At 60.7% G+C, this 17,172-nt stretch carries 15 protein-coding genes and 1 pseudogene; 4 read left to right on the top strand and 12 right to left on the bottom strand.

Features of this window, described 5'->3' with window-relative positions:
* The coding region (locus R6W86_RS12190; protein WP_410329719.1) for a lactate utilisation protein LutB domain-containing protein at window positions 1-139 on the top strand (139 nt) is incomplete at its 5' end.
* A 74-nt stretch (window positions 140-213) separates the two neighbouring features.
* Window positions 214-300 (top strand): annotated as a pseudogene (locus tag R6W86_RS12195) (LUD domain-containing protein); the annotation flags it as partial.
* Window positions 301-311: 11 nt separating this feature from the next.
* On the opposite strand, the gene nfsA reads toward R6W86_RS12195, so the two are convergent.
* Complete coding sequence (gene nfsA, locus R6W86_RS12200) at window positions 312-1,049, bottom strand: oxygen-insensitive NADPH nitroreductase (RefSeq protein ID WP_410329636.1); 738 nt, start codon at window positions 1,047-1,049, stop codon at window positions 312-314.
* Window positions 1,050-1,160: 111 nt separating this feature from the next.
* Here nfsA and R6W86_RS12205 point away from each other — a divergent pair, with 111 nt between their 5' ends.
* Together R6W86_RS12205 and R6W86_RS12210 are read left to right on the top strand one after the other, a co-directional pair.
* On the top strand, window positions 1,161-2,357 hold the full coding sequence (locus R6W86_RS12205) for an MFS transporter (RefSeq protein WP_410329637.1): 1,197 nt from the start codon (window positions 1,161-1,163) through the stop codon (window positions 2,355-2,357).
* A 36-nt stretch (window positions 2,358-2,393) separates the two neighbouring features.
* Window positions 2,394-3,359: a ketopantoate reductase family protein gene (locus tag R6W86_RS12210; RefSeq protein ID WP_410329638.1), complete on the top strand. Its 966-nt coding sequence runs from the start codon at window positions 2,394-2,396 to the stop codon at window positions 3,357-3,359.
* Here the strand turns inward: R6W86_RS12210 and R6W86_RS12215 are convergent.
* The 11 genes from R6W86_RS12215 to R6W86_RS12265 form a co-directional block, all read right to left on the bottom strand.
* Window positions 3,344-3,676 (bottom strand): hypothetical protein, encoded by a 333-nt coding sequence (locus R6W86_RS12215; protein WP_410329639.1) that lies wholly within the window; start codon window positions 3,674-3,676, stop codon window positions 3,344-3,346. The genes R6W86_RS12210 and R6W86_RS12215 overlap by 16 nt on opposite strands.
* Before the next feature lie 143 nt (window positions 3,677-3,819).
* Window positions 3,820-5,208, bottom strand: a complete 1,389-nt coding sequence (locus R6W86_RS12220) for a phosphomannomutase (RefSeq protein WP_410329640.1) — start codon at window positions 5,206-5,208, stop codon at window positions 3,820-3,822.
* Between the two features lie 61 nt (window positions 5,209-5,269).
* Window positions 5,270-6,748, bottom strand: coding sequence for a mannose-1-phosphate guanylyltransferase/mannose-6-phosphate isomerase (locus R6W86_RS12225; protein ID WP_410329641.1), 1,479 nt, complete (start codon window positions 6,746-6,748; stop codon window positions 5,270-5,272).
* A gap of 78 nt (window positions 6,749-6,826) precedes the next feature.
* Window positions 6,827-8,020, bottom strand: a complete 1,194-nt coding sequence (locus R6W86_RS12230) for an alginate lyase family protein (RefSeq protein WP_410329642.1) — start codon at window positions 8,018-8,020, stop codon at window positions 6,827-6,829.
* 33 nt (window positions 8,021-8,053) lie between these two features.
* The gene (locus tag R6W86_RS12235) at window positions 8,054-9,523 is read right to left on the bottom strand and encodes an alginate O-acetyltransferase AlgX-related protein (RefSeq protein ID WP_410329643.1); all 1,470 of its coding nucleotides are present in this window, start codon (window positions 9,521-9,523) and stop codon (window positions 8,054-8,056) included.
* Between the two features lie 26 nt (window positions 9,524-9,549).
* Window positions 9,550-10,197, bottom strand: a complete 648-nt coding sequence (locus tag R6W86_RS12240) for an alginate O-acetyltransferase AlgF (RefSeq protein WP_410329644.1) — start codon at window positions 10,195-10,197, stop codon at window positions 9,550-9,552.
* Window position 10,198: 1 nt separating this feature from the next.
* Entirely contained in the window at window positions 10,199-11,356 is a 1,158-nt protein-coding gene (locus R6W86_RS12245) for an alginate O-acetyltransferase (protein ID WP_410329645.1), read from the bottom strand.
* Window positions 11,357-11,365: 9 nt separating this feature from the next.
* The gene (locus R6W86_RS12250) at window positions 11,366-12,784 is read right to left on the bottom strand and encodes an MBOAT family O-acyltransferase (protein WP_410329646.1); all 1,419 of its coding nucleotides are present in this window, start codon (window positions 12,782-12,784) and stop codon (window positions 11,366-11,368) included.
* Between the two features lie 2 nt (window positions 12,785-12,786).
* Complete coding sequence (locus tag R6W86_RS12255; protein ID WP_410329647.1) at window positions 12,787-14,364, bottom strand: right-handed parallel beta-helix repeat-containing protein; 1,578 nt, start codon at window positions 14,362-14,364, stop codon at window positions 12,787-12,789.
* 10 nt (window positions 14,365-14,374) lie between these two features.
* Window positions 14,375-15,790, bottom strand: coding sequence for an alginate export family protein (locus R6W86_RS12260; protein ID WP_410329648.1), 1,416 nt, complete (start codon window positions 15,788-15,790; stop codon window positions 14,375-14,377).
* A gap of 5 nt (window positions 15,791-15,795) precedes the next feature.
* Window positions 15,796-17,166 carry a tetratricopeptide repeat protein gene (locus R6W86_RS12265; protein ID WP_410329649.1) on the bottom strand — a complete coding sequence of 457 codons (1,371 nt, stop codon included), beginning with the start codon at window positions 17,164-17,166 and terminating at the stop codon, window positions 15,796-15,798.
* Window positions 17,167-17,172 lie beyond the last annotated feature (6 nt).

The raw sequence follows: 17,172 nt of genomic DNA on the forward strand, positions 1-17,172 counted from the left end.
GTGGGGCGCCACCCGGTTCTGCAAACTGACACCGAAAAACGTCGGTCCCTGGACCAACAACCACACCGCGCCGGTTCCGGCGAAACGTTCCCTGCATGATCTGGCCCGGGAGCACCTGGCCCGTAACGGAGGGCAGTAACATGAGCGCCCGCAGCAATATCCTGAACAAGCTTCGCACCGGCCTGGCCGGCTCCATCCCAAGGCCGGACGATTTCGAAGACCGCGGATATCGAGCAGGTCCTGGCCTACGGCGCCCATGGTCCGAAGGAGCTGGTGGTCCTCATCCTTGAGGACGCCTGAAGCGGTCGGGTTTACTTGACCCCGAACCCGCGCTTGTTGAGGAATTCCTTCATGTGCGGGCGCAGCTTGGTGGTGAACAGCGGCTTCAGCTCCTTTGACCAGTTGGAATCCTTGTTGCCACCGGTGCGGTCCAGGTAATACTGGTGCATGGTGTCGTCGAACCCGGCGATCTGCTCCTCGTCCTTGCTGCCGTCGTAGTAATCTTCCTTGAGGATGGTCTCCAGCGGCAGCCGGGGCTTCACTTCCGGATTCTGATCCGGGTAGCCAAGGCTCATGCCGAACACCGGGTAGACATGCTCCGGCAACTTCAGAATCTCGGCCACCTGGGCCGGATCATTCCGGATCCCGCCTACGTAACACAGCCCCAGGCCCTCGGATTCGGCGGCAACCGCCACGTTCTGGGCCATCAGGGCGGCGTCCACACTGGCCACCACCAGCTGCTCGGTCATACCCCGGACCACGTCGGCGCCCGCCCGCTCCGCGGCTTCGGTGGAACGCTTCATGTCGGCGCAGAAAACCAGGAAATCCGAAGCTTCCACCACATGGGCCTGGCCACCGGCCAGTTCAGAAATCCTCTGGCGGTTCTCCGGATTGACCACGTGGATGATGGAGTAGGCTTGCACATGGTTGGACGTGGCGGCGCACTGGCCGGCGCGAACCAGCTCTTCCAGCAGCTCACGGGGGATCTTCTGATCTTTGAACTTGCGGATGGAGCGGTGGGATTTGATGAGTTCAATGGTTGGATTCATGGGGTCTCTCTGATTTCTGGCTTTCAGGTAGGATACGAAACAAGTCACAATAATCGGTTCAGTGGCCGCAAGGCAAACGACCGATAAACCCTTTCCGTGGAGATTACGCTCTTGTCTGCTGACGAGACCAAACGAAATTTCGTGGCCGTCTGCGTATCGCTGACGTTCTGTTTCGTCGTCTACTCGATGTTGCAGGTGACGGTTCCGGTCTATGGCCTGGAGTTGGGCGCGACCCCACTGATGCTGGGGGTGGTGCTGAGTTCCCAGTACCTGCTCCCGTTTCTGCTGGCGATTCCACTGGGCGGTGTAGTCACCCGGCATGGCGGTCGGGTGACCCTGGTGGCGGGCGCGCTGGTCATGGTAGTGGGGCTGGTGTTGATGCAGGCGCTGCCGGGTTTCTATGGCCTGATTGCCGGCCAGTTGCTGGTTGGGTTGGCCCACCTTCAGATGGTGCTTTCCGCGCAGACCGTGATCTCGTCGCTGGCGACGGGGCCCAGGTTGGAAGGCTATTTCGGGTGGTATGCGACCTGGCTGTCGGGCGGCCAGGTGATTGGGCCCCTGCTGGCCGGAGGCTGGATCGAGTTGGCGGGCGGGATTGGCAGCCTTTTCCTGGTGATGGCCGCCATCGCCCTGGCTGGTGGAATCACCGGGCTGCTGCTCACTGGCGAGGCGAGCCGGGGCGAGCGGGTAGCCCGATCGCAAACGGGGTTCCGGGCCCAGTCCAGGCTGGTGCGGGCGAATACCGGCGTGCAGATTTCCGTGCTGATCACGATCGCCGGCATGTTCGCGCTGGGCGTGTATGGCAGTTACCTCCCGGTGTATCTCGACAGTCTCGAAATGAGCGCTGCGGTGATCGGTGTTCTGGTCAGCCTGCGGGCGGGTGTGTCCATGCTCGCACGCCCGTTCATTCCGAGGATCATTGTTTTGGTGGGCGGTCGGGAGAACGCGACCTACCTGTCCCTCGGCACGCTCTCGCTCGGGCTCGGGTGCCTCGGATTTGCCGGGAATGTACCCTTCGTGGCGCTGTTGTCGGTTCTGGTTGGACTCGGAGCAGGCCTGTGCCAGCCGTTGTCAATGGTGGTGCTGGCGGAAAGTGTCGAAAAAGCCCAGCGGGCCGGGGCGCTCGGTATGCGGCTGATGGCCAACCGGGCGATCCACTTCCTGGCTCCGTTACTGTTCGGTGCGGTCCTGGAGGCGGGTGGTTTTGACGTGTCCTTTGCCCTGTCGGGGGCTGTGGTGGCGGTGATTGCCGGGGTGTTGTACCGCTTCGGGCTGTCTCGACCGGACTTATGGAAGTTACGAATGTAGTAAAGTGACGGCCATTCAACACAAGGATCTCACACCATGTCCTTTAAAATATTGATCATCGGCGCCGGCGGGATCGGCGCCTATTACGCGGCTCGGCTTGCTAAAGCGGGTCACTCGGTAGTGCTCACCGCCCGGGGTGAACACCTGACAGCCCTGCAAAGCGCGGGGCTTCGGGTTGATTACGAGGGCGAGAAGCTGGATTGCCGGTTGCCGGCGGTGGATCACGCAGCACTGGTTCGGAATTATCAGCCGAATGATTTTGATCTGGTTGCGGTTGCGTTGAAGTCCACTGCGACCGGACCGGTGATGAAGGAACTCGGCGACTGGCTCCGGGCCGGCTCCGTTCCGGTGCTCTCTCTGCAAAACGGCGTGGACAATGAGCCGCTGATTGCCGATGTCGTCGGAGAAAACCGCGTGCTGGGCGGCCTGGCGGTGCGTATCGGGGGGCACATCGTCGAGCCCGGTAAAGTGTTCGCCGAGGGCGTCGCCCAGATCGTTATGGGGGCGTGGCCGAAAACAGGTGAGCACGACGATGCCCGATTACCGCTGCTCGACCACCTTGAGAGTGCCTTCAATGAAGCCGGCATTCCCACCACGGTTACCGACGATATCCGCTACGAACTCTGGCGTAAGCTGGTCATTAACAATGGCGTCAATCCGCTCTCGGCCCTGACTGGCCTGGATACCCGCAGCCTGACCCATCACCCGGAGTTCGGCAAGATCGTCTACGGCATGATGGCGGAGACTGTGGAGGCCTCAAAAGCCGATGGGGTAAATCTCGGCCAGAAGGATCTGGAAGAGATGTTTGACCTGATCAGCAATTTCAACGCCATCAAGACGTCCATGCTGGTGGACAAGGAGAAGGGCAGGCCGCTGGAGTTGGACAGTATTGCCGGGGCGGTGCTCAGACGCTGTGGACGTCTCCGCATTCCGGCACCCTATACCCAAACCGTGAACGCCTTATTGCAGTTTCAGGAAAGTCCGGATCACTCAGTCCCGTAACGATCCTCGGACCACTCCATAAGGCTGCGTTTCTGCAGCTGTGTCAGCAGACCGTTGATGCCGGCGAGCATCAGGAACACAAAAATGCCGAAAGGCACCATGACGTGAATCTCGGGGTTTGGCGCCGCAGTGGCGGGCACCAGAATCAGGACGATGCCGTTACGCAGGAGCCGGATGCCGAGGATGCTGTAATGAAATCCCGGCTGAAGAGTGTTGGCCGGTCCTACCAGAGTGCGTCCCAACACAGGTAACAGGTGTACGGTGTTGAGGAGAATAATAATAAAGATAAGTGTCTGGGCTACTTGTAAAAATGTCATGATACTGGGCGGTAAAGTAAGAATTTCGGAACAGGAAACGTTCCGGAATTATCGCCGATTGGCGGTTTTTTATCCAGTGCCATGCGGCTCCGCTCGGAAGAAATAACCTGGCGCCCCGCTGGCGAGGGCCAGGTTGTCCAGATTCAGATGGCGACGCTGATCTGCGACTGCTTCTGCGTCTGGCCATCGATTTCTTCGATGTCATCGAGCAGGGATCGGGTAAACGATTTCATCAGTTCAATATCACCCCGGCTCTCCACGTTCAGCCGGATTACCGGTTCGGTGTTGGACATGCGCAGATTGAAGCGCCATCGCTGGAACTCCATGCTCAGGCCATCGGTGTGCGTTACCGACAGGGCTTCTTCCAGATACCGGCGCTCGATGCCCTGCAGGATGCTCTCCGGGTCTTTTACCGTGCGATTGATCTCGCCGCTGGCGGGAAAGGCCTCGATTCGGGCGTCGATCAATGAAGACAGCGCCACACCGGACTGGCACAGGCGCTCGGCTACCAGCAGCCAGGGGATCATGCCGCTGTCGCAGTAGGCAAAATCCCGGAAATAATGATGGGCACTCATCTCGCCACCGTAAATGGCGTCTTCTTCGCGCATGCGCTGCTTGATGAAGGCATGGCCCGTTTTGCTTTCGATGGGTTCTCCGCGCGCTTTCTGAACAAGTTCGCGGGTGTTCCAGGTCAGACGCGGGTCATGGATTACCTTGCCACCACCGGTCTTGCGCAGGAACTGGTCCGCGAGCAGGCCGACGATGTAATAGCCCTCGATGAACCGGCCTTTCTCGTCGAAGAAGAAGCAGCGGTCAAAATCCCCATCCCAGGCGATGCCCATGGCGGCATTGCTGGCAGTAACGGCCATTGAAGTGGGCGTCCGGTTTTCCGGTAGCAACGGGTTCGGAACGCCGTTGGGAAAGTTGCCGTCGGGCGCATGGTGAACACGATGGAACTGGAACGGCAGATGCGGATCGAGAGCATCGATGACCTCGCCGGCACCGCCATTGCCGGGATTCACCACGATACTCAGGGGTGTCAGGGTATCCCGGTCGATGTAGCCCAGAAGGTGCTCAATGTAGGGTTTCATGGCATCGATTTGGAAAAGTTCGCCTGGCTGGCGGGCATTGCCCAGGGGTTCCCGGCAACCTTCCCGGATGGCGAGCAGACCGTTGGTTGAACTGATCGGGCGGGCATTCGGGCCGACCATCTTCATGCCGTTGTAATCCTTGGGGTTATGGCTCGCGGTTACCATGATGCCGCCATCCATGCCGAAATGGCTGGTCGCGAAGTACACCTGCTCGGTACCGCACTGGCCGATACTGAACACATTGGCACCGGCCGTGCGCAGTCCTTCGCTGAGTGCAGCCGCAATTTCGGGGCTGGACAGGCGGATGTCATAGCCGACGATCACCTTGCGGGCACCGGTGACCTCCACATAGGACCGACCAATACGCTCGGCCAGTTCGGGATTGAGTTGATCCGGTACCTTTCCCCGGATGTCATAGGCTTTGAAGCATTCAAGGTCCATGATCAGTCTCCTCTGGATTTCGTTAAAAACGGGCCCGTCCCGCAGGGGCCGGGCCCTGGTTTCAGGCCCGGGTCATCATGACCGGGATGGCTTCCTCCTCCACATCGTCCTGACTGGTGTCAGACTCTTGGGCCGTACGTCCGTACTGGTCGTCGAGGCGCTCAATATCGTCTTCACCCAGATAGGCGCCGGACTGGACCTCGATCAGTTCCAGGGGAATCTTGCCGGGATTGAACAGGCGATGGACCGAACCGATGGGTATATAGGTGGACTCGTTCTCCGAGAGCAGGAAGGTTTCCTCGTCCCGGGTCACTTCGGCGGTGCCGCGAACGATGATCCAGTGTTCAGCCCGGTGATGGTGCTTCTGCAGGGATAGCTTCTCGCCGGGTTTGACGGTGATCCGTTTGACCTGGAACCGGTTGCCGTTGTCGATGCTGTCGTAGCTGCCCCAGGGCCGGAACACTTCCCGATGTACTTCGGTTTCCGGCCTTGCCTGTGACTTGAGATCGTTGACGACGTGCTTGACGTCCTGGACGCAATCCCGGCGGGCCACCATCAGCGCATCCTTGGTGTCTACCACAACCAGATCCTCCACGCCGACCATGGCCACCAGTTTGTCCGGTGCGTGGACCAGGCAGCCGGAGGTCTCCCTCAGGCAGGCGTCGCTGTATACCGCATTGCGCCGCTCATCCTTTTTGCTGATGTCCCAGATCGAGGACCAGGCGCCGACATCGTTCCAGCCGGCATCCAGGGGCACCAGGGTGGCGCGCGTGGTTTTCTCCATCACCGCGTAGTCGATGGAGTCCTTGGGGCAGTGTGCGAAGATTTCGGCGGGAATCCGCTTGAAACCCATGTCCTGCTCCAGGGAGCGGGCAGCGAGCATGACGGTGTCATAGATATCGCGGCTGTGTTTTTTCAGCTCCGCGAGATAGACGTCGGCCCGGAACATGAACATGCCGCTGTTCCAGTAGTAGCCACCCTCCTCGAGCAGCGACCGGGCTGTGGCCGCATCCGGTTTTTCAACAAACCGGCGGACTGGACGCGGCTCGTTGGGTTTAAGCTCCGGGTTACCTGCGGCGACATAACCGTAACCGGTCTCCGGGCGATCCGGGGTGATGCCGAACAGCACCAGGTTACCGTCCCTGGCAACCTTCATGCCCTCCGCTATGGCTTTGTGGAAGGGCTCGGTCTGATCAATGGCATGGTCCGCCGGCAATACCAGCATGATGGCCTTCGGGTTCGTTCGGGCTATCTCGATAGCTGCCAGTGCCACGGCCGGTGCGGTGTTGCGACCAAACGGCTCCAGCAGAATGGTTTCTGGTGTTTTGCCGATGGCGCTGAGCTGCTCCTGAACCAGAAAACGGTGGTCCTCATTGGCAACAATTACGGGTGCCTCAACCTCCGTTTCGGGGAGGCGGGCCAGGGTCTGCTGGAACATGCTTTGCTCGTCCAGCAGGGGAAGAAACTGCTTGGGGTAGGCACGGCGCGATAACGGCCAAAGCCGGGAGCCTGTGCCACCTGATAGTATCACTGGAATCATAGTCCTGCTCCTTTCCTTGCTTCTTGAAGGCCCGGTATCTGGCCCGGGCGGTTTTCTGACCTGGGTCGGTGCTATTGGTCAGCCGTTGGTTGTGTGTCCGTTGATGCGAAGGTCCGTCGGGGGGAAGGGGTCTGTCCCATCGGGCCAGAGCGGTTCGATGCCGTACAGAAACTCGATGTCCCCACCAAGGCGGGTGCTCTTCATCGGGCCGTATTCCTCCAGGAAGGAGGCCATGCCCGGCAGGCCACTCCAGGTTTCGGTCCAGGGGCGCATCCAGGCCAGGCCCCAGCCGGTATAGAGCCCCTTGGTGATCTGTTCGTGGCCGTTGACCGCGGCAATCCGGTCTGGCTCTTCCAGGCCGTCCACCACGTTCTGCGCCAGCTTCACGAACCGCTCCCGGTTTCCTTCGTAGACCGTCGTGTCGTTCACCTCGGCGAACACCGCCAGGAGGGTCAGTGGCTGCATGGCGTAGTTCAGATACTCCAGAGCGCGATCTTCCCGGCTCAGTTCCTTGGGGAGGTATCCGTCGGAGGTGATCTGGCCCATGGCCTCGTCAAACTTGGCAAGGGACCAGGACCAGCTGTCACAATCTCCGGTAGCCACAGATGCGGACATGACCGCCCAGGCGGCCCAGTAGTCGTGATTGTTCACCTTCCTGGGCTCGCGATCGGTGTAGTACTCGCGCACGCCACCGACCACCCGGGAGAGCCAGTCCTCGATGCGGTCCATCCGCTCCGGTTCCAGGGCGGTTTCGCTGGAGGACAGCTTCACCCGCAGGTAGGCGTTGGCCGATGCCGCCAGTGCCCATTTGCGCACCGCCTGGCCAACATGATTGATGTTCTCCGGCAACAGGGCTTCGGCGCTGGCCCACTGTTCCAGGTTGTCCAGCACGCAGTCCCGTGCGGCGGGGCCGTCGCCATCCACCTGGTAGTCGTCAGCGGCGGCAATGACGACCTTCTCGAAGTTTCGGATCTTCTCCGATGCTTCCAGATACTCCTGGTAGGCCGTCTCGTTGAGTTCATTGCGGGCGCTGTCGCTGCCCTCGTACTTGCTGGTGAAGTCCATGTCACCGGTATGGGGCGACACCATCTCGCAATCGTAGTCGCCGGCGTCCCGTGGCTCGGGGAACTGGTAGTAACCCAGAGGTGCCCGAAGGCCCTCGGTGGGGCATTCCGCGGCATTGAGGGCGGGCGTGCCGACCAGGCCCAGCACCGTCGCCGGTATCAGGGCGCGCCAGGCTCTGGGAATTCGTCTTGGATCTTCCGTACTCATAACGCAACTCTCCTGTCACAGTGGGTGTACGGCTTAAATGTCCTGACGGCGGCAGACTTTTGCGGTGACCGTCAGGTCCTCGGTGACTTGTTCAGGATCGAGCGCCAGGTCAAGGGACATGAGCAGCTCGTCGTTCCAGCTCTCGCCGGTGGGCAGTTCGAACATGAAACGTCCCGTGGTCTCGACCCGGGACCCGTATTCCAGATCGATCCGGTCCTTGCGGCCGAACACAAACCAGATGAAGGCGTCCAGTTCCTTGACTTTCGGATCGCTGAACTGGAGTTCGATGAGGTATTCATCGCTCGGCAGCTCCAGGAATTCACCACCGCCGTTGAACAGCACTTCCGTGGTTCCAGCGGTGACCTTGGAGGTGTTTTGCAAGACCGGCTCACTGCCATTGCAGCCGTCGGTCACCATGGGAACCACCTGCCGATAGAACTCCACGCTGTCGACGGTGTGGTAGGCCGGCAATTCCCAGATCAGGATCTTTGGTGGTGATTGCCGGAAGTTGTCGGACATCAGGTACTCGAAGATGGAACCATCGTAGCTGCCCCCGGCAACCGCAACGTTCAGGATTTCCACGCCGAGGTATTCCTGCAGGTAACCGACGAAGTTGTAGTCCTGGGCACCCTTGCTGTTGCTGGTGCCCACCAGGGTGATGGGGGGCAGCGTATCCTCGCCGAACAGGGCGCTGGCCTCGGACGATTCCAGAGTGCCGGCGGCCTGGGTACGGAACTCGTCCACGTACTGTGTCGGCCAGGTCTGGCCGCAAATCCTGCGGGCGGCATCCTGAAGGGATCCGTCTTTTCGGATCAGTCCGGTTCGCCGGGTTTCGAAGCTCTGTTTGGACAAAGCTTCGTAGGCAGGCATCTGCTTGATCCGCTCGGCTACCAGTTTTGCTGTGCGCTGGGCACCGTAGGGCGTCCAATGGTGATCGCGTTTGAAGTAGTAGGCCTGCTCACTGTCCTTTTCCCGGAGCAGCGGACTGAGGTCGGGAACTACCAGTCCGGCCGAGCGGAAGCGCTCCAGTGCTGCGACATAGTTGGTCCGCGCAAAGGGCCAGGAGAAAGAAACCGGTATATACTCGGGAAGCTTGTCCGGATGGACCAGGCCCTTGGTGGGCTGGAACACCATGACCAGCTCCGTCCCGGTGGTCTGTTTCAGGTGACGGGCCAGCCGTCTCAGATGGACGAGCCCTTCCGGGCTCGGACCGAAGTGCTCAGGCAGCTCGGCATCCGACCGGAACAGCCAGCCGTCCTTGCCATCGACGAGAACATTGAAGTTCTTCAGGTAACTGGTGTCATAGGACTCAAGCCGGGAAGCTGCCGGACAGAGGTCGAGCCCTGCTGCGACCTCGTACTCCGGGAACTCCGCCGCCGACGCGTCCGGCAGGCCGAGCGCAATCCCGGCCAGAACCGCCGCCAGAAAACGCCCCGGCCAGGGGGCAAGGCGGAGTGCACGCTTGCTGATGCGGTGCATGAATACCGTCTCCACTTGTTTCACGGGATATCTCTTTGCCCTGTCACGGCTTAAATCGAGGTGTCCACCTTGTTCTCGCTCACGATCAGCCGTGGTGAGCCTTCCACTTCAAGGATGAAGAAGCTGAAGACCTTGCCGCGCTGCAGATTGACCGGCGGAGTGGTGGCCAGCGCCTGGCCATCGTCAAATGCGCCAAGGGATACCTTGACCGCGTTGATTTCGCGGTTAGCCACATCCATGGAGCCCAGACCCTGGATCACTTCGACCTTGCCGTCGGCAGTCTTGAGTGAGACGGGCGAGTCAGGTGTCAGGTTGTAGAAGGAGATCAGAGCCTTGCGCGGGTTGTTGAAGGCTTTGTCCTCAAGAACCATGACTTCGCCGGAATCCATCACCACCGCCGTGTAGAACTGGTTCTTTTTCATGGTTACCCGGGCTGAGCGGCCGGCGACAGACAGCTGATACCCGCCCTCGGGCAGGTAGATGTAAGGACTTGCCTGCAGGGGCTCGATGTCGTTGAGGGATTTTCCGCCAATGGAAGCCTCGGGCACCGTGCCCTTGATGTCAGCGTTGACGACCCGGATGAAGGCCGCGCCATCCGGGGCTTCGGCCGCATACAGGGCATCTTCACCGGCCTGTGCGGCCAGGGGAGTGAGCAGAAATATCAGCAGCAGACTCAGGGCTTTGAATAATGGACGCATGTCAGTGCTCCTCAGGGATTGATTGATTGCGGTTAGTGGCAGCAGCCAGTTGATGGCTGGTGTTTCCGAACCAGGCCAGTGCCTGCTCGGAGGCGATCGGCTGGGCCAGGTATCGCTCCGGGAACTCCCAGAGCACCAGGCTCGGCCGGTTGGAACGGAATTCCCCGGACTGGAGGTACTCGATCATGGGCTCGAATGGGCCCTGGCCTTCCTCGGCCACGTTTATCAGGTCCTTGCCCAGGTACCGACGAAGGGCCCCCGGGAAATCCCAGAGCGGATTGGCGCTGTAGCTGGTGCCGACCAGCACCAGGTCGGTCTGCTGCTCTGAGAACAACAGGTCGTTGGCCGTCTCGTCGCTTTTGGCCTTGACGGTTTCGCGCTTGTTGAAGCGGTCGGGACTGGGTCCCAGGTCCTCGAACAGCGGGTCCAGAGGGAGATAGTTGAGCAGATCACCCTCGTGCCTGAGCGGTTCGCCGAGCGAGGTGACGAACGTCTGCTCTCCCCATGACTGGTCATCCTGTATGTGCCGGATGAAGCCTGAGGCGTGCCGTGCGAAGACTTCTGCACCCGCCGGGGACCAATGGGTGTCGGTGCGCAGGAAGACTTGCGTTCCCCGGCCCTCGGCCTTTTCCAGGTTGTCCAGCAGATTTGGCGCGGCGATGCCTTCCGATTCGAGGCGTTCCAGGAATCGGGGGTACAGCCCCTGCATTTCGGGGGCAGGGCGGATATCACCCAGCTTCTCGGCGTAAACGCGGGCTTTGCTCGGTACCACCAGAACGATCAGGGGGATGTCCCGGGCACGCAGGAACCGGCTGACTTCCGCCACGCGCTCGAGATTGGTGTCGATCAGCTCCGGGTTGTCAGTAGCCGAGAATAGCTCCTCATCGGTGAACAGCCAGTTCTCGCGCCCGATGGTCACGCCGGGACGTCCTTCCTCGAACAAAAGGTAATTGATGGCCGCCCAGACATTTGTCCCGAGGTCGCGGACCGGGAACCTGTCGTCGTAGTGGCTTTCCAGGTCCCTCGCCAGCTCGCCGTTGATGGGGTCGAGCTTTTCGGCTCCCCCGTAATTGGCGAGCGAACGCAGGGAAAGCCCGCCCAGGGTCAGGACGGTGACGATAAAGAGTCCGGCGGTCAGTTTTTTTGAAGTCCTGGTCATGGCATCACCTCAGAACTGGAAATAGAGGAACGGTGAGAAGCTTTCCGCGGAGAGCTTGAGCACCGCCATCAGGAAAACGGGCAACAGAAGCGTTGGCAGGACCACTCGCAATGGCGTGGCACGCCCCCCCTCGAGGCTCCAGGAAAAACGGTCCCTCATACCCATGACGACGACAATCAGGTAGGCCAGCGCCAGAATCGCCACGTTGAGGCCGCGGATGTCCTTCAGGTAGGCGCTGCTCAGTTCAAAGCCGGAGAAACTGAACATCGCACCATAGAACTCGAAGGCCGATCCGATGGTGGAGGCCCGGAAGGTCACCCAGCCGATCATCACGAACAGGAAGGTCATGAGCCAGCAACTGACCCGGAAGCTTCGGGGTGCACCGGATACGCCCAGGGCCCGCTCGATCGCCAGCAGCCCGCCGTGCCAGGCGCCCCAGAGCAGAAAGGTCCAGTTGGCCCCGTGCCAGAGACCTCCGAGCAGCATGGTCAGCAACAGGTTGCGATAGGTGCTGAAAACGCCGCCCCGGTTGCCTCCGAGTGGGATGTACAGGTAATCGCGCAGCCAGCTGGACAGGCTGATGTGCCAGCGCCGCCAGAATTCGGTGATGCTCTGGCTGATGTAGGGCTGGTTGAAGTTCTCGACAAAACGGAAGCCCATCATCAGGCCGAGCCCGATGGCCATGTCCGAATAGCCGGAAAAATCGAAGTAGAGTTGGGCGGTGTAGGCCAGGATACCGAGCCAGGCGTCGGCGGTACTCGGATCCGACAGTGCGAAGGCACCGTCCGCCAGTGGTGCGATCGAATCGGCGATAAACACCTTTTTGATGAAGCCCTGCATGAAACGGATGGCGCCTTCGCCGAACTTTTCCAGGGTATGGGTCCGGTAGGCGAACTGGTCTGCCAGGTCCTTGTACCGCAGGACCGGGCCGGCAATCAGTTGCGGGAAGAGCGCGATGAACGCGGCGAAGTCGGCAAACCGCCGGGTTGGCTCGGTATCACCCCGGTACACATCCACCACGTAGGAAATGGCCTGGAAGATGTAGAAGGAGATGCCGATGGGCAGAATGATATGTGCCAGTTCCAGCGGCTGATAGCCGAGGGAGACGAACAGGCCGTTCAGGCTGTCCACACCGAAGTTGGCGTACTTGAAGTAGCCCAATGTTGCCAGATCGCCGGCGATACCCACGGCTACCCATTTCCGGGCCCGGGCCGTACCGATGCCACTGTGATGGATGCCGAGGCCGACCACATAGTTCCAGAGTGTGACGGCGACGAACAGCAGCAGGAAATCCACCCGCCACCAGGCGTAGAACGCATAGCTGCCCAGCAGGATGATCCAGGAACGATTACGGAATGGCGTCAGGTAATACAGTCCAAGAAACGCTGGCAGGAACAGGAACAGAAAGATATTGGATGAAAATACCATGGTCAGCCTCCGGCGTTACCGTTGTTGGAAACGGGTTTCGGTGTCAGCCGTACGGCATGGCGCCCGTTCAGGAGCGCATCGAAGATCTCGGTCTGATAGGTGCCCAGCAGGCCTTCGAAGTGAATGCCCACGTTCGAGCGCGGGAAGCGCATATTCAGATCATAAAGTTCCAGGTACTGGGGGTTATCCGTGGCCAGCGGGCCACTGGTGTTGGAGGCCAGGTCGCCGCCGACGATGGTCATTGATACCGCCTGGTGGTAGTAGTCTTCCTTGAAGTTCCGGTCGGTTGCGCTCAGATCCTTGACCTGGCCGAGTACGCCATAGGTGCCATTCAGGGCGGCAACGTTGTGGTAGATCCGGACATTGGTACTGTTACGCACCCGGATACCGTTGCGCAGGTTGTTCATCAACCGGTTGCCCCACAGCAGATTGTCCGGCGATTCGTACAGACCGATGCCGTCGCCCTGGTTGTCGTGAACCAGGTTTTTGGCAACCACGTTACGGCGGCTCTGCCGGTCCAGCACAATGCCCGACAAACCGTTGTCATGGCTGTGGTTGTTAATGATCCAGCTGTCGTTCACCTCCCGGGAAATGATGATGCCGTGTTTCTCCCGGGTCCCGTAAACCTCGTTCCCCGCGATCAGCAGATGGCTGGAGTAGTCATGGGGGTCGATGCCATAGACAATGTTGTCGTGGTAGAGGTTGTTCACGATGGCGACGTTCTCAGCCTCGTAGCAATAGAAGCCGTAATAGATGTCGGAGAAGGTGGACTCGACCAGCCAGGCCTCCGGTGCCGACCGCTGCAGACGTTTGTTGTCGTACTCCGAGTACTGGGCGACGGTGAAGCCGTAAGACTTGCTCTGGTTGTAACCGAGATGCTGGAAGGTGGAGCCGAGCACAAAGGTCTCGCTGCCGCCCCAACTGACGAAGAACGGTCGGAACTCGGACTTCCTGATGAAGGTGGCTGGCCCGTTTGCCTTTTCCCGCCAGCCGGTAATCGTGCTGTCGATCACGAACAGCCAGCCGTCATTGGCCATGAACGCGCCGCGTTCCTCGGACAGGCGCAGGGTCTCGCCCCGGATCACCAGCGCCGCGTCCGGCTGCACCACCAGGGGCAGACGTACCGTGTAGGAGCCGTCGTCGTTGCGCTCCATGTAACGGGGATTGTCGACCTGCTCGTACACGTCATCGAGGGTGGTCCGTCCGGCCTCCACCAGGATCGCCTTTGGGTGCGAGTACTGACGGATTACCCACTCCCGGGCCCGGCCCTGATCGACAAAATCCCCCAGGGCCGGGATATCGCCGATGCGCTGCACGGAAACCTGTGGCGCACCGTCGGGGCGTTCTGCCAGCTGTTGCTCCACGGCGTCACGGTTGTATTGCGACACGTCCGGAAGTTCAGGAAGCTCCGTGGCAATCTCCTCGCCCGGCACGACCTGCAGCCGATAGTCCTCCAGCTGGTACTGGGGCGCGGATTCCGATGGCTCCAGCCGGGTTTCCAGATTCGCTGCAGCTGCCATGGGGACCAGCAGGGCGCAGGTATAAAGAGGCAGCATGCGCAACAGTTGATGGTGTTTCATGGCGGTTTCCCTAGAATCGCTTCGCTACATCGAGCACGACGCGATGACGGGCGTCGTCTGCACCCGGACCATAGGCATCGCCCGGGAAGAAAACCCCGCCGCGCAGTCGCACGTCAAAGGTGTTCCAGGCAGCGCCGTCATCACCGTAATAACCCAGCACCAGATCGACGGACTCGCCCAGATCGTCGCTGGTGCCGGTGAATCCCGGTTCGACCAGGTCAAAGGTGACAGTCCCGAACCGGTCGTCAAGCCAGTAACGGTGATAGATCAGATTTGCCGCCCATTGGTCCCGGTTGGAGAGGGCGGTGTAGGCGGTGACTGTCTTGAGGTTGCTCCACTCCGGCTGGAAGGCTTCACCGAACCGGGCGACCTGGGATCGGGTGCCGGTGTACCGGGACCGATTGCTCTCCAGACCGGTCTGGCGGAAGGCGTCTGACTCGTCGCCGTTATCTCCGCCGGAGGCAATGGCACCGTGGACGCCTGCGGTCCAGCGCGGACTCTCCACGAGCTGGGCCCTCAGACCAATATCGGCGGCCCAGCCACTGACATCCTGCTCCTGCCGGGACAAGGCGCCGGTATCAGAGGTATCCACGCGGGACTGGTCGCCGTTCACGGCAGCCACCGAAACCAGATACTGGAACCAGCTGCGGGAGTGCCAGTCGAAGTAGGCGTTGTCCGCCCGGGTACCGGCCCAGGTCAGTGAGTCGGTCACTCGCTCGGGCAAGCCATTGTCGCCCTCGGCTGCCAGATCACGGTCATTGCTGTAGCGCTCGGCATGGGTGACCAGGAAAGTGAGGTAGTGATCCTTGTGCCATTGCCAGCGGGTCTGACCGAAGACCCGGGCAATGTCCTGCTCCTCGACCGGCAGCTCGCTGACATCGGTACGTACCTCGGAAATCTTGTTGGCAATACCGACAGTGGTGTCCAACAGGGTGGTGTTGAAAATCCACCGTGTCAGGGTGATGTCATCGTCCCACCACAGGCCAGTGTCTTCCTGTAGCCGCTCACGACCGAAGCGGATGGACTCCCCGGGGTAGTCGGTGAGGCCGTTGTAATCGAACCAGAACTCCCTGAGGGCAAAGAAGGCGTCGGTTTCCGTGCCGCCGATTTCGTCGCTGACATCCACCTGGCCAGTGGCCCCGAACGCCTGGACGCGAAGTTTGGAACGCCAGTGCTCTGACAGTTGCCAGACCCATTCGGGCTTGAGGTCCAGCGCCACTTCGTCCGACTTGGTGCTGGAGTCAGGGTTGGTGCCCAGCTTGCGGTCACCTTCGCTGATCAGGCTGAGCTTGGCCCGGGTGTTGTAGTCCAGGAGCTTTGGATAGGAGGTGTCGGTTTCGTCGTCCTGGGCCCAGCTGGTTGTCGTTCCGAGGCAGCCGAGCACCATTAGTAGTCCGGCCATTCCGGTGGTTCCGTTGTTTACCATGTCGGTTAACTCCCCTGACTTTGTCTGTTTGTTGCCCCGGTCGAGCCGGTTGCGCTGCGGCGTGCTGCCAGCTCCCGGTTCGCCAGTGTTTCGGCGGCCTGTTCCAGGGCTCTGGGCATTTGGGGCACCATCTCCACCAGCAGCTCTCTTGCCCGTGGCACCCCGGCTTCGTTGGCGAGCAGGGCAAAGGACCAGGCGTAGAGTTTGTTCACTTCGATGCCTTTGCCCTCCCAGAACATCTCAGCCAGCACGTAATCCGCCTTGGCGTACCCTCGCCGGGCAGCTTTGAGCAAATAGTCCTTGGCCTTGCGCGGCTCCGGTTCGCCGAGATATCCCCGCTTGTAGATCCGGCCCAGCAGGTAGTCCGCTGAGGGGTATTGCTCCCTCGCTTCGAGGGCGTATTCAATGGCCTTGCGGGCATCGATCGTGACGATTCGTCCCCGCTCATACAGGCGTGCGAGGGTGAGTGAGGCTTTGAGGTCACCCTGGCTGCGGGACGTCTCCAGCAAGCGGATGACTTCTTCCGCATCGGCCAGGTAGGTGTTGTCCATGATCAGTCGGGCCCGGCCGGTGATCGCTGGTACATAGTCCGGGATCAGCAACTGGTAGAGCTCGTTGGTCACGGCGACCTGCTTGGCCGGCGATTCGTCGTCCGACAACCAGCGGGCAAACAGGTACAGATCACGATCTTTGATCTTGCCCTGATCCCAGGCCTTGCGGGCCCGGGTTACCAGAGCGTCGAAACGGTCGTTATGCCGTTCCTCGAGGTAGACCCGGGCGAGAATGATCAGGCAGTCCGGGTGGGAGGTGGCGATCGGTTCACACAGGGATACGATCTCACCTGCCCGTGCCTGGAGCTGGCCGTTCATAATGTAGTAGCGGGCCAGGGCCAGATCCCCGGCCGGGTCACCTTTCTGCTGTGCGCGCTGGATCCACTGCACCGGATCGGCTTTGGGAAATTCCTGGGGGTGATCGAGATAGAGCTCGATCAACGGCATGAGCGCACTGTCGTCACCGGCTGCCATGGCCTTTTTGAGGTAGAACTCGCCCTTTGCCCGTTGTGAGATGTTTTTGCCTTCGCGGGCATACAGCTTGCCCAGCCGGCTCAGGGCCCGGTCGCTGTCTTGCTCGGCCGCAGCCCGGTACCAGTGCAATGCCTTGCCGAAGGCCGCTTCGGATTCCTCGTCGGAGTAAAGGTCGCCGAGCTCCACCTGGGCATCGGCAAGGCCGAACTCCGCGAGTTTGGTCAGTTCTGCCCGGGCGGCGCCGACGTTACCGGCGGCGGCCTCCTGCTCGGCGCGCTGCATATCCGGGAGGCCGCTGCAACCGGCGATTCCGATCAGAAGGAGCATGGCTGTGGATGCCTTGTGGATCATGGCCGG

This window comes from Marinobacter sp., from assembly GCF_046484525.1.
In the GTDB taxonomy this organism is placed as follows: Bacteria; Pseudomonadota; Gammaproteobacteria; order Pseudomonadales; family Oleiphilaceae; genus Marinobacter.